This window comes from Phytohabitans maris, assembly GCF_031085175.1.
Lineage (GTDB): Bacteria > Actinomycetota > Actinomycetes > Mycobacteriales > Micromonosporaceae > Phytohabitans > Phytohabitans maris.
In genome coordinates this window covers 13,901-26,826 of sequence record NZ_JAVHUY010000035.1, presented here as the reverse complement: position 1 = coordinate 26,826, position 12,926 = coordinate 13,901, and the positions used below count along the sequence as shown (strand labels likewise).

The window sequence follows — 12,926 nt, the reverse complement described above, 5'->3', positions numbered from 1 at the left end:
CAGCGCGGCGCCTCCGCGCACGCCACGCCCTCGCCGCCGGACGGGTGCCAGGGGGTTGGCCCTGGGCGTCGGCATCCTCGCCACCGTCCTGCTCGCGACCCTGCTCGCGCCGCTGTATCTGCCGTTCGACCCGTTGGAGGCGAACCTCCCCGACCAGTACCTCCCGCCCGGCACGGACGGGCACCTCTTCGGCACCGATCGCAGCGGGTTCGACGTCTTCTCCCGGGTCGTCTACGGCGCGCGCTACGACCTGTTGATCGCCCTCATCGCGATCGCGGTCGCTCTGGTCGTCGGGGTAACGCTCGGTCTGCTCGCGGGGTACCGGGGTCGCGCCACCGACACCGTGATTTCCCGACTGCTCGACGTCTTCCAGGCTTTCCCGCTCCTCGTGCTGGCCATCGCCGTGCTGGGCGCGTTCGGGCGAGGTATCTGGATCACGGGCGTCGTCATCGGAGTCGTGTCGGCGCCCACCTTCGTCCGGTTGGTCCGCGAGCAGACCCGGACCATCCGTGACCGGATGTTCGTCGAGGCGGCGCGCTGTTCGGGCTTCACCGAGGTCCAGATCATGCGGCGTTACGTCCTGCCCGCCAACCTGGGCGTCATCTACACCCAGGCCGCGACCTCGGCGGCGTGGGCGATCCTGTTGGCCGCCGCGCTCGGGTTCGTCGGCGTCGGCGTTCCGGCGCCACTGCCCGAGTGGGGCTACATGATCTCGACGGGGACCGAGGGCCTGACCCGTGGGATCTGGTGGACATCGGTGTTCCCCGGCTTGGCGATCGTGCTGCTGGCTCTGGCCTTCACGCTCATCGGAGAGTCCCTGTCCCGCTGGGCGGACCCGCGGCGGCGGAGGAGTCGATGATGGACAGTCGCAGCGCCCTGCTCGAGATGCGCGACGTCTCGGTGACCGTGCGCGGAGCCGGCGGCGAGGTGCCGGTGCTGCGCGAGGTCGCACTCGAAGTCCGCCGCGGTGAGCTGGTCGGCGTGGTCGGCGAGACCGGCGCGGGCAAGAGTTTCACCGCCCGAGCGGTACTCGGGCTGCTCCCGCACGGGGCCCGGCGGATATCCGGTTCCGTCGTGTTCGACGGCACCGAACTCGACACACCGCGGGCCTACGCCAACCTGAGGGGCACCCGGATGGGATTCGTTCCGCAGAACCCCCGGCTGTCCCTCGACCCGGTCTTCACCGTCGGGTCACAACTGGTCGCGGTCATCCGGCGCGGTCGACGAATGTCCCGCACGCACGCCCGGAAGCGCGGGGTCGCTCTCCTGACCGGTCTCGGTGTCCACGAACCAGAGCGTGTCATGCGCTCGTACGCACACCAGCTCTCCGGTGGCCTGTGCCAACGGGTGTGCATCGCGATCGCGCTCGCCAACGATCCGGAGCTCGTCATCGCGGACGAGCCGACGACCGGCCTGGACGTCACCGTGCAACGGCAGATCCTGGACCTGCTCCGGAGCCAGCTCGTCCGCGACGGCCGGGGCGGCCTGTTGATCACGCACGATCTCGGTGTCATCGCCACCTGGTGTGATCGTGTCGCGGTCATGTACGCCGGCCGGGTCGTCGCCATCGGGCCGGTCGCTGACGTGCTGCGCGAGGGACACCCGTACGCACACGGGCTGAAGGGCATCGCCGTCGCCCTCGAACAGGGTGTGGAACCGGTCGCGATCCCCGGCACCGTGCCGACGCCGGGTGACCAGATCGAGGGCTGCGCGTTCGCGCCGCGTTGCGCCGTCGCCACCGACCTGTGTCGGGCGGACGATCCGGCTCCCCGCCCGTACGGCGACCAACTGGTGCGCTGCCACCATCCCGTCGCGGACGCGGAACTCCCAGCCGTCGGGCACCCGACCAGAAGCGAGGAGGTCGAGGTATGAGTGCCGGCCAAACCTCGCGGCAGTCGCCCGTACTGGAACTGCACCGGCTCCGCAAGACGTTCAAGGTCGGGCGCGGGCCGAAGGCACGCAAGGTCCGCGCGGTCGACGACGTCAGCCTGACCCTCGACAAGGGGACGACGCTCGCGGTGGTCGGGGAGTCGGGCTCGGGAAAGACGACGTTGGCGCGGCTCGCGATGTCGTTGCTACCCCCGGACGACGGCGACATTCTGCTCAACGGCCGCAACCTCACGGGACTCTCGCCGCGCGCGCTGGCCCGGTTCCGCCCGTCGATGCAGATGGTCTTTCAGGACCCGTTCGACTCGTTGGCCCCATGGCACACCGCCGAGCAGATCGTCGGTTCGTCACTGCACCTGCGTCGAGATCTCGGTCCCGCGGAAAGGCGTCGTCTGGTGGTCGAGGTCCTCGAACGGGTCGGGCTTCCGCAGCGGTTCCTCAGCCGCTATCCACATGAGCTGTCGGGCGGCCAGGCGCAACGCGTGGGCATCGCCCGGGCGATCGTGACCCGTCCCAGCCTGGTCGTACTCGACGAGCCCACCAGCGCTCTCGACATGTCGGTCCAGGCACAGATTCTCGCCCTGCTCCACGAGCTGCAGAACGAGGAACAACTGTCCTACCTGTTCATCTCGCACGATCTCGCTGTCGTCCGTTACCTCGCGGACCGGACGGCGGTGATGCGGCGGGGGCAGATGGTGGAGGTCGGGGACACCGCCAAGATCTTCGATCGGCCCGAGAACGACTACACCCGGGAGCTCGTGGAGGCGTCACCCCGGGTCACCGCGGCGCCAGCCGGGCGACAGCCCGACAGAGCCCGAGCGGATGGCGTGAGCCACCGAGTCCGAAAAGCACTCTGATCGAGAGTACGAGGAGATACATCAATGCGCAGAGTCCCCACCAACCCGCACGTCGGCGCTGACCTGACCCCGATGTTCAAGGCCCACCTGGAACTGTGCGGCATCGGCACGGGCGATTCGGTCCTCGCCTTCACCAACACCAGGTCCAACGAGTCCTACGTGTCCGCTCTGATGGCCGCGAGTGCCTTGGTAGGGGCGGAGTTCCTGCAGCTGACCGTGCCCGCCGGGAATGGCTGGATGGAATCCCGTGCCGTGGTCGAGGCGTGGAAGTCCTCGACGCTCGTCGTGGGCCTGCTCGCGAGCATGGACACCCACTGGATCTACAGCAAGGCGCACACCGAGGCGCTCGCCGCGGGTGCGAAGACCCTGATGATCGAGGAACCCGAGGACGTCCTGCTCCGCCTGTTCCCGACCGAGGAGCTGAAGAAGCGCGGGGAGTTCGGCGGGAAGCTGATGAACGAGGCCAAGGAGATCCGGGTCACCTCCGAGGCGGGTACCGACCTGGTGATGTCGAAGGAGGGCCGCAAGGGCAAGAGCCAGTGGGGCTTCAGCGACATTCCGGGCCGGTGGGACCACTGGCCGTCCGCGTTCACGTCGTGCTTCCCACTGGACTACACCGCCCAGGGCACGCTCGTCATCGACGCTGGCGACATCGTCATCCCGCTGCAGCGCTACGTGCAGTCGCCGATCACGTGCGTCATCGAGAACGGCCGGATCGTCTCGATGACCGGGGAGGGCGCCGACGCCCGGCTGCTGTCCGACTTCTTCCGCCAGGCCAACGACGACCGGGCGTACCTCATCTCCCACATCGGGTGGGGCAACGAGCACCGGGCGAAGTGGGAGACGCTGGGCCTGCGCTTCTGGGAAGGCGGGGGAGTCATGGACTCCGAGGGCTACTACGGCAACATGATGATCGCGTTCGGTGCCAGCGCGGGCGGGCACTCGGACGGCACGAACGAGACCAGCTTCCACTGCGACATCCCGACTCGGAACCACGATTTCTACCTCGATGGGCGGAAGATCGTCTCTCGCGGCGAGTTCACGATTCCGGATCTGGTCGCACCTGGCCGCTCGCTCGCCTGACCAAGCCAGGTGCCGAGCCGACACAGGAGGTCTCGATGGCGAGGACGATCACCGAAGGGGAACGGGTCTACCAGGAGCTGCGTGGCCTGATCGTCTCCGGTGAGCTGCGCGGCGGCGAGGTGGTCAACCAGGTCGAGGTGGCCAACCGGCTGGGGACCAGCCGGGCGCTGCTGCACACCGCGGTCGCGCGACTCGTAAGCGAGCGGATGCTCACCCCGATGGCGACCAAAGGGGTACGCGTCACCAAGGTGTCGGTCCGCGACCTGCTTGAGATCAACCAGCTGCGTTGGCTGCTCGAAGGGTTCGCCGCGCGGGTGGCGACCGAGCACCTACCCACCGATGCTCTCGCCGCGCTCCGCCAACAGGTCGACACGATCAGCGCGGGTGGCAGCCTCGAGCCCGAGGATGTCGAGGCGGTCGACGGCGCCATGCACCGGCTGATCGCACAACACTGCGGCAACGAACGGATGCAAGAGCTGATCCGGCAGCTTGACGCGGAGATGTCGATCGCGCGCCACGGTGACGTACGGGCGTCTCCGGCCGCGATGATCGACAGCGTCAGTGCCATCGTCGCCGCCTTCGAGGTACGCGACGCGGATGCCGCCGAACGCGAGCTGCGAGCGCACATCGACATGTTCGCCCACCGGATCTCGGACCTGCTCCCGCGTAGCCGGGTCGCGTCGACAGTCATTGAACCAGCTGATCATTGATGAGGAGGGCCAACCGTTGAGGACGCCGGCCGAGGACGACCTGGTGATCAGCAACGATCTGGTCGCGGTGCTGCCACCGCGGGGCGAGCCGTCCCGCACCGAGGGCGAGCTCGTGTACCAGCGGTTGCGGGCTGCGATCCTGCTAGGTCGCCTCCGTGCGGGTGCCGTGCTCGTGGAGAGCGAACTGATGGAGCGTCTGGGGGTGGGGCGGACACCGTTGCGGGAGGCGGTCCGGCTGCTCGCCCACGACGGACTCGTCGAGGTGATGCCGCGACGGGGGACCTACGTCGCCGGCGTCGAGGTCGAGAACCACGGCGCCCTGGTCGAAGCACGGCGTGGGTTGGAAGGTGTGATCGCCGAGCTGGCCGTGAAGAACGCGACCCGAGCCCAGTGCCAAGCCTTCGACACCTTCGTCGGCAAGGCCGCCGAGGCCGAGGGTGGTGTGGAGACCGATCTCGCGCTCGACACCGAGTTCCACCGCCGAGTCCTCGACATGACGGCCAACCCGTACCTGGCGCCGTTCTACTGGCGGCTGGTCGGCGAGAGCATGCGGATGCTCAACGCCGCTGGCGCCACGTTCGAGCACATCGACGGCCTGTTGCCCACCTTCGAACGGGTCGCCGACGCGCTGGGCCGCCGGGACGTGGCCGTTCTTCGCACGGTCCTCGTCGATCACGTCGCCTCCTTCGAGAAGCGCCTCCTCGACGCCATTCGGGGCTGGCCCAGCGCGTCGCGCCCGCTGTGAGACACCGACACCACCAGGAGAATCCCCATGAACTCGCTCGCCATCGTCGGCGTCGACGTCGTCGACTGCACCGGCGCACCGACCCGTGAGCGGCAGGATGTCCTCGTCGAAAACGGCCGGATCACCTCGATAGCGCCGAGCGGTACCGCCGCGGCGGCGTCCAGCGACTCGGGCGTCGTGATCGACGGCGCCGGGCTCACTCTCGTACCCGGCCTGATGGACGCCCACGCGCACGTGGCGCTGCTCGGCAGTGACGGCACCCATGGAGACCTGCCCTGGGCCGAGCACGTCCTGCAGGTCGTCGATGTCATCGGGCGTGCCCTCGACGAGGGATTCACGACGCTGCGCGACGCATGTGGCACCGAGCCGATCTTCGCCACCCTGGTCGCATCCGGCAGGATCCGCGGCCCGCGCATCCTGCCGTCGGGCTCAGTGCTGTCCCAGACCGGCGGCCACGGCGATCTTCGGCCCGCCCACCACGGCGGCTCGCGGCCGCCGACGATCCCTGGACTGGTCGCGCGTCCCGAGGTGGTGGACGGGGTCGACGCGGTCACGCGGATGACCCGCGAGCAGCTGCGCCGCGGTGCGACCCAGATCAAGATGTTCGCGGGGGGTGGTGCGTTGTCCCCGACCGACCCCCTGGAGTCCGTGCAGTTCACTGTGGACGAGATTCGCGCCGCCGTGACCGTGGCGCGTAGCTGGGGCACGTACGTCCACACCCACTGCCACACGAGACCGACGATGCACAACGCCCTGGACGCCGGGGTGCGGTGCATCGAGCACGGGACGGACATGGACGAGGAGACCGCCGACCGGATCGTCGCCGAAGGGGTGTTCGTCGTCCCGACTCTCTCGGTGTCGTACGACCTCCTCCAGGCGCGGGAGGCCGCCGGGATCACGCCCGCCCAGATCGCCAAGCTCGAGTCGATGCAGGGCCGCCGGGACGAGGGAATGCGGGTGATGGTCGACCGCGGGGTCAAGATGGCGTCCGGCTCCGACATCGTCGGGCCTGTCCAGGACCGCCGCGGCCGCGAGCTCACCCACAAGGCGGCCGTCATCGGCAACGAGCGCGCGCTGGTGGCCGCCACTCGCACGACCGCCGAACTGATCGGACGTGCCGACGATCTCGGCACCGTCGAGGTCGGCAAGATCGCCGACTTGGTGCTGACCGACGGCAACCCGCTCGACGACATCGAGGCACTCGCCGCCCCCTCCCGGATCCAGTACGTCCTCCAGGGCGGCCGGGTCGTGCGCGACCAGCGTTCGGCGACGGCAACTGCCTGAACCATCCCACCGACAGGAGACCGCGCATGACCGAGCACCACTCCGACTCGGCTCGGACAAACGTCCACCTCGTCGTCCCGCTGCACTCCGGCAACCGCACCAGCGACGCCGCGCCGTTCGAGCGTGACGGACTCGCCGTCGACATCGTGCACATCAACGAGAACGGTCCGACCACGCTCGAGTGCGCCTACAACGTGGCCAGGGTCGAGCGGGAAGTGGTCGACCTCGCGATGGCCGCCGAGCGTGCTGGCGCCAACGCCGTGGTCACCGACTGCATGCGGGACGTCGCGATCGCGACGGCGCGCGAGATGGTCGGCATCCCGGTCCTGGGACCGGGTCAGACCAGCATGCACCTGGCAGCCATGCTCGGACGCCGCTTCAGCGTGCTGGTCACCTTGCCCCGCAGCATCGAGGTCGTCGAAGACCAGGTCATGCTGCACGGGCTGATGGACTCGTTCGCGTCCGCCCGCGCGGTCAACATCGGCGTCGAGCACCTCCACGACGACGAGGAGCTGTTGGTGAAGCGACTCACCGAGGAGGCCAAAGCCGCCGTCGTCGAGGACGGCGCTCACGTCGTCATCCTCGGATGTACGGCGATGGACGGCATCGGGCGGAAGGTGCGGGACGGGCTGGCCGAGCTCGGGCACCCCGGCATCCCGGTCATCGAGCCGCTGCAGGCCACGATCCGCGTGGGTCAGATCCTGCACGAGCTGGGGCTCAGCCATAGCCGGCGTACCTATCCGGACGCGACGTCCTACCTCGGCCGATGAGCACCCGCGTCCGGATCGTCGTCCCGTTGCGCTCGACCTGGGACGGCGACGCGACCGTGATCAGTTCGACCGGCGGACTGCGGCTCGAGGTCGACCGGATGGCCGACGTGCCGCAGTCGCTCGAGGCGGCGTATGACGTAGCGCGAGTGGAGCGTCAGGTCGTCGACCGGGTCGTCGCCGCGCGTGACGAGGGCGTGGACGCGGTCGTGGTCCGCTGCATGCGCGACGTCGGGGTGCAGGCCGCCCGGGAGATCGTCGGTATCCCTGTCGTCGGTCCGGCCCAGGCGACGTTCCAGGTGGCGTGCATGCTTGGACGCCGTTTCAGCGTGTTGGTCACCCTGCCGCGCAGCATCGAGGTCGTCGAGGACCAGATCAGGAAGTGGGGCCTGCGGCATCGGTTCGCTTCAGCCCGCGCGCTCGACGTTCCGGTCCAGCGGCTCCACGACGACGAGGACCTGCTGCTGGATCGGATGGGCGAGCAGGCCCAGGCCGCGGTCGAACACGACGGCGCCCACGTGGTCGTCCTCGGCTGTACCGCCATGCAGGGTGCCGGGGCGGCCGTCGAGCGGCGCCTGGCCGACGCGGACCAGGTCGGCGTCCCCGTTATCGAGCCGTTGTCCCTCTCGGTCCGGCTGGCGGGTGTACTCGCCCAGCTCGGCCTGTCCGGCTCGTCGCGCACGCACCCCGCGGCGGCCGAGTTCATCCGACAGGCCCAGTGGCCCCGCTCGCGGTGGGCCTCTCTCCCGCCACTGCCGGAGGACCCATCCACCCACCAGTTCCTCGACGTCGAAAGGACTGTCAGTGATCCCCGCTGATCGGTGGCGCGGCTACTGGCCCGCCGCCACCACACCGTTCGCGCAGGACGGGCGGCTCGACCTCACCATGTGGCGCGAGCAGCTCGACCTGTACCAGGAGCTGGGCGTGCACGGCGTGCTGGTCAACGGCTCGTCGGGGGAGTGGTACGCCCAAACCTCGCAGGAGCGTCGCGACGTCGCCCGGGTGGCGTGTGAACACGTCAACGGGGCCTTTCCCGTCGTGGTGGGCGTCAGCGGATTCACCCCCGATACCGTGATCGATCTCGGTCGAGCGGCACTGGCCGACGGTGCCGACGGCATCCTCTTCACGCCGCCGCCGTACGCCCGCCCGACCGAGGACGAGATCTACCACTTCTACCGTGAGGTCGCCGAGGCCGTCGACGGGCCGACCATGGTCTACAACTGGCCGCGAGGCACCGCGGTGAACATGTCCACCGACCTGCTCGAACGGCTCGTCGCCCTGCCACAGGTGGTGTCGGTCAAGGACAGCACCCCGGAGTACGGCGAGCACCTCGACACGCTCGCGCGACTCGGCTCCCGGTCGGTCTTCTTCGCCAACTACATCACCCGCCTCGGTATCGGCGTGATGGACCAGCTCGGTGGCCAGGGCAGCATCGAGGGCGGGGCACTGGCCGCCCAGCACGGCGTGCCGTTCTTCGAGGCCTACTGGAAGGGAGAGATCGACGTCGCGCGCGTGCACGCCGACCGGTACGACGCGCAGCAGTCCGACATGATCGGCTACAACTTCGTCGGTCTCCACGGCTCACAGATATCCCAGATCAAGGCTGCGATGCGGATGCTCGGTCAGCCCGGCGGCTGGCCGCGCCGTCCGTTGCGCGACCTCGACGAGCACGCCGTGGCGGGTCTCCGCATAGTGCTGGAGCGGCACGGCCTGCTGTGACCGCCACCTCCGTCCTCGTCATCGGCGCCGGCATCGTCGGCTGCTCGGCCGCGTACTATCTCGCGCCCGAGGCCGACGTGCTCGTCGTCGACCCGATGGGACTCGCCACCCAGGCATCCACCCAGACCGCGGCCAACCTCCATCTCCAGCTGAGCTACACGGCGTTGAAGGGCGGCGAAGAGGAGTTCCGCCGGCACGCGCGGATCATCGAGCTCAACGACGATGCCGATCGGCGCTGGACGGCGCTGGCGTCCGAGACCGGTGGCCGGGTGAAAGTGGTCAACTTCGGTGGGATCGTCGTCGCCGAGTCCGACGACGACGTCGACATCCTGCGGCGGAAGGTCGAGTTGGAGCGTGCCGCGGGCTTCACGACGGAGTTCGTCGAACGGGCCGACCTCGTCGACCTGGTCCCCGAGGTCGCGTCCGGGGTGCGCGGGGCGTCCTGGCATGCCCGGGAGGGGTACGTCGACGCGAAAACGGCCTGCTACGAACTGGCCCGTGCCGCCCGCGAGCGGGGAGCCCGGTTCGACCTGACCAGCGCCGTGAGCGGGCTGCGCCGCAGCGGTGGACGGTGGCGGGTGGACACCGATCCGGGCGGTGGCGTGGACGCCGACATCGTCGTGGTCGCGGCCGGCGCCTGGACCGAGCGCGTCCTGAGCCCGGTCGCCACGGTGCCCATGGAGGTCAGCGGCCTGACCATGTCGGTCACCGAAGCGGGTAGCCGACGGGTGGAACACCTCGTCATGCATACCTCCCGGCCCCTGTCCGTCAAGCAGGTCTCCTCCGGCAACGTGATGATCGGCGGTGGTCGCCCGGCCCGGGTCGTCCGCGTGGAGGGCCCGCTCGGCTGGCGTACGGAGCCACTGCGCGCCAGCCTGCGGGCGGGCATGGACGACGCCGTACGGGTGGTGCCCGGCCTCGACGGGCTGCGCGTCGTCCGGTCCTGGGAGGGCCTGCTCGGAAGTCCCGCCGACGACATCCCGGTCATCGGCGAAGTACCCGGCCAGCCCGGCCTGATCGTCTCGGTGGCCGGTCACACCGGCTACACCCTCGGCCCGACGTGTGGCTGGGCGGCGGCCCGCCTGGCACTCGGTCAGGATCCCGGCGTCGATCTCACGCCCTTCTCCCCCGGTCGCTTCGCCGCTGTCGGGGTCGCCGCGGGAGGCACGCGGTGAGTGCGCCGGCGGCGGGTGACCCACGACCGGACCGCACGGTCGACGTGGTCGTGGTCGGCCATGACGAAGCGGCCCTGGCCGTGGTGGACGAGCTGCGCCGCCGCGGCGCCGAGGTGGTCCTCGCCGACGACCGCCAGGTCCAGGTCTGGGCGGTGACACCGCTGGAGGAGGGCGACCCCGGCAGCGCGGGGGACCGCGACCCGGCGGGCATGGTTGTGGACCTTGCCGTGGACGGGCTGCCGGCGGACGTGATCGGTTGTCGTGCCGTGGTCTCCGCGCTCTCGGAGTACGGCACGGTACCGCTCGTTCCAGGTGGCGAGCATGCGGGTGAGCCGGGGGAGCCGCTCGACGATGACGTGCTTCTCGTCGGTGGCCATCTCGGTGCCACCGAGGACGCACTGCGCCACGGGACGCCGCGCGAGGTGTGGCTTCCGTTCGGTCGTGCGGCGCTGCTCGGACATCTGCTCCGGGCGCCGGCACTGCTGCGGGTCGGTGCCCTCCCGGCGGTCCGGCTGCTGGCGCTGCTGCGCCGTCGCGGTGTGCGCGTCCGTTTCGGGACCGCGCTGGCCGCGATCGAGCGGGCCGGCGACGCCCTGCGCGCGCATCCGCGCGGTGCCGGCGTGGATGATCCGCTGACGGTGCGCCGGGTGATCGTCGCCGACTCGCGGATCCCGCCGTCGGAGCTCGCTCGCAGCGTCGGTGCGCGATCCGCGTGGGACGCCGTGCTCGGCGGCTGGGTGGTCGCCAACGATGCCGCTCTGCTGCCTGTCGTGGCGGCTGGAGCCGCGGCCGGGGTCCGTGGACCGGCTGGCCTCGCGGCGCACGGCGTGCTCGTCGCGGACGAGATCGCCACGCTGATCGGCCTGGATGGCGGCCCCGCCCCGGGACGGCGCACCGCGCTCGGGAGGGCTGTCAGGCGGGGGCGGCAGCTGGCCCGTTGGCAGGCCGGCATCGCCGGGCGCACGCCGCTCCCCGACGCCGGCACCGGTGCGGACACCGTCGTGTGTCCGTGTGAGGGGGTAACCCTCGGCGATCTCGAGGCGATCGTGCCGTTGCTGCCGGACCCGCCGACGCCGCGGGACGTCAAGACCGTGACCCGCGCGGGCATGGGGCTGTGCCAGGGCCGGCGCTGTGCGGCCGCGGTGACGGCGTGGGCGCAGCGGTGCGGGCGGGTCTCGACCGACGTACTCGATGCGGGGCTGCGTCCGCGCCTTCCCCTGACGCCGCTCGTGCTGCGCGCGCCGGCGCAGCCTCGCGGGCACGAGGCAGACGCAGACCGACTAGTCAAACGACAGGAGCCTTGAATGACTCGCACGCTTTTCACCGGCGGCACCGTCGTCAGCGCGACCGGCAGCCTCCGAGCCGATGTGCTGGTGGTCGACGAGGCCGTCGCGGCGGTCGGTAACCTGTCCCAGCTGGCCACGACCATGGACGTGGACGTCGTCGACGTTGGCGGGCGCCTCCTTCTGCCCGGCGGTGTCGACGTGCACACCCACCTCGACTCCGGGCTGAACGGGCCGAAGACCGCCGACGACTTCGAGAGCGGCACCATCGCCGCGGCGGCGGGCGGCACGACCACGTTGGTCGACTTCGCGGCCCAGGCACCGGGGCTGGGGCTGATGGACTCGCTCGCCGCGCATGCGGACAAGGCACGCGGGAAGGCAGTGGTCGACTACGGGTTCCACATGTGCGTGAGCGACCTGTACGACGGCGCGATGGCCGACTTCGCGGACGTGGTCGCCAGTGGCGTCACGAGCTTCAAGGTGTTCATGGCCTACCGGGGAACGTTGATGCTCGACGACGGTCAGCTGTTCGACGTCCTTCGCAGGGCCGGCAGCCTCGGCGCTCAGGTGTGCGTGCACGCCGAGAACGGCGACGTCATCGACCGGTTGGCCGCCGATCTCGTGGCGGCCGGCACGACCGGCCCACGCGGCCACCTGCTCTCCCGTCCCCCGAAGACCGAAGTTGAGGCGGTTCGCCGAGCGATCGCGATCGCCGACATGGCGTCGGCACCGATCTACCTGGTGCACGTCTCCACAGCGGGGGCGGTCGAGGCGGTCGCGGCTGCCCGGCGCAACGGCGGCGCGGTCGCCGCGGAGACCTGTACCCACTACCTCACCCTCGACCCCGAAATGTACGAGGCCCCGGGCTTTGAGGGTGGCAAGGTGGTGCTCACGCCGCCGTTGCGCAGCGAGGAGCACCGCGACGCGCTCTGGGACGGGTTGGGGCTCGGTGACCTCAGCGTCGTCAGCTCGGATCACTGCCCGTACTGCCTTGTCGACAAGGAGCGCTACGGCAAGGACGACTTCCGGCAGATCCCGAACGGTGGTCCCGGCGTGGAACACCGGCTCCCAGTGTTGTACGGGCAGGGTGTCGCGACCGGCAGGCTAGGTATCGAGCGGTTCGTCGAGCTCACCGCCACCGCCCCGGCGAAGCAGTTCGGCCTGTACCCGCGCAAGGGCGTGATCGCGGCTGGTAGCGACGCGGACCTCGTCGTGCTGGACCCCGACGGCGAAACCCGGATCAGTGCCGACACCCAGCATCAGCGCATGGACTACACGCCCTGGGAGGGGTGGGTCCTGTCGGGGCGGATCACACAGGTGTGGAGCAGGGGCGAGCGGATCGTCGAGGACGGCAGGTATGTCGGTGCGCCTGGCCGCGGTCGGTTCCTCGCCAGGTCCGCCGTCTCCTGATGCGTC

13 protein-coding genes are annotated in these 12,926 nt (G+C 70.2%); all 13 read left to right on the top strand.

What is annotated here, in order from left to right:
• The first annotated feature begins 55 nt into the window (after positions 1–55).
• The 13 genes from RB614_RS30600 to hydA are packed head-to-tail and all read left to right on the top strand — an operon-like array spanning position 56 to position 12,920.
• On the top strand, positions 56–859 hold the full coding sequence (locus RB614_RS30600; RefSeq protein WP_308716157.1) for an ABC transporter permease: 804 nt from the start codon (positions 56–58) through the stop codon (positions 857–859).
• Complete coding sequence (locus RB614_RS30595; protein ID WP_308716156.1) at positions 859–1,872, top strand: ABC transporter ATP-binding protein; 1,014 nt, start codon at positions 859–861, stop codon at positions 1,870–1,872. The genes RB614_RS30600 and RB614_RS30595 overlap by 1 nt, the downstream gene beginning before the upstream one ends.
• Positions 1,869–2,744, top strand: coding sequence for an ATP-binding cassette domain-containing protein (locus RB614_RS30590; RefSeq protein WP_308716155.1), 876 nt, complete (start codon positions 1,869–1,871; stop codon positions 2,742–2,744). Before RB614_RS30595 ends, RB614_RS30590 begins: the two co-directional genes overlap by 4 nt.
• Before the next feature lie 24 nt (positions 2,745–2,768).
• A complete protein-coding gene (locus RB614_RS30585) occupies positions 2,769–3,827 on the top strand; it encodes a 2,5-dihydroxypyridine 5,6-dioxygenase NicX family protein (protein ID WP_308716154.1) in 1,059 nt (352 codons plus the stop codon).
• 35 nt (positions 3,828–3,862) lie between these two features.
• Positions 3,863–4,537, top strand: coding sequence for a GntR family transcriptional regulator (locus RB614_RS30580; protein WP_308716153.1), 675 nt, complete (start codon positions 3,863–3,865; stop codon positions 4,535–4,537).
• A 16-nt stretch (positions 4,538–4,553) separates the two neighbouring features.
• Positions 4,554–5,282 carry a GntR family transcriptional regulator gene (locus tag RB614_RS30575; RefSeq protein WP_173155310.1) on the top strand — a complete coding sequence of 243 codons (729 nt, stop codon included), beginning with the start codon at positions 4,554–4,556 and terminating at the stop codon, positions 5,280–5,282.
• A gap of 27 nt (positions 5,283–5,309) precedes the next feature.
• Positions 5,310–6,566: a metal-dependent hydrolase family protein gene (locus RB614_RS30570; RefSeq protein WP_308716152.1), complete on the top strand. Its 1,257-nt coding sequence runs from the start codon at positions 5,310–5,312 to the stop codon at positions 6,564–6,566.
• A 26-nt stretch (positions 6,567–6,592) separates the two neighbouring features.
• A complete protein-coding gene (locus RB614_RS30565; protein WP_308716151.1) occupies positions 6,593–7,336 on the top strand; it encodes an aspartate/glutamate racemase family protein in 744 nt (247 codons plus the stop codon).
• Positions 7,333–8,151, top strand: coding sequence for an aspartate/glutamate racemase family protein (locus tag RB614_RS30560; protein ID WP_308716150.1), 819 nt, complete (start codon positions 7,333–7,335; stop codon positions 8,149–8,151). Before RB614_RS30565 ends, RB614_RS30560 begins: the two co-directional genes overlap by 4 nt.
• Positions 8,138–9,052, top strand: coding sequence for a dihydrodipicolinate synthase family protein (locus tag RB614_RS30555; RefSeq protein WP_308716149.1), 915 nt, complete (start codon positions 8,138–8,140; stop codon positions 9,050–9,052). Before RB614_RS30560 ends, RB614_RS30555 begins: the two co-directional genes overlap by 14 nt.
• A complete protein-coding gene (locus tag RB614_RS30550) occupies positions 9,049–10,227 on the top strand; it encodes an NAD(P)/FAD-dependent oxidoreductase (RefSeq protein WP_308716148.1) in 1,179 nt (392 codons plus the stop codon). The genes RB614_RS30555 and RB614_RS30550 overlap by 4 nt, the downstream gene beginning before the upstream one ends.
• Complete coding sequence (locus tag RB614_RS30545; RefSeq protein ID WP_308716147.1) at positions 10,224–11,531, top strand: (2Fe-2S)-binding protein; 1,308 nt, start codon at positions 10,224–10,226, stop codon at positions 11,529–11,531. The genes RB614_RS30550 and RB614_RS30545 overlap by 4 nt, the downstream gene beginning before the upstream one ends.
• A complete protein-coding gene (gene hydA, locus RB614_RS30540; RefSeq protein ID WP_308716146.1) occupies positions 11,532–12,920 on the top strand; it encodes a dihydropyrimidinase in 1,389 nt (462 codons plus the stop codon). It begins immediately after the preceding gene.
• Positions 12,921–12,926 lie beyond the last annotated feature (6 nt).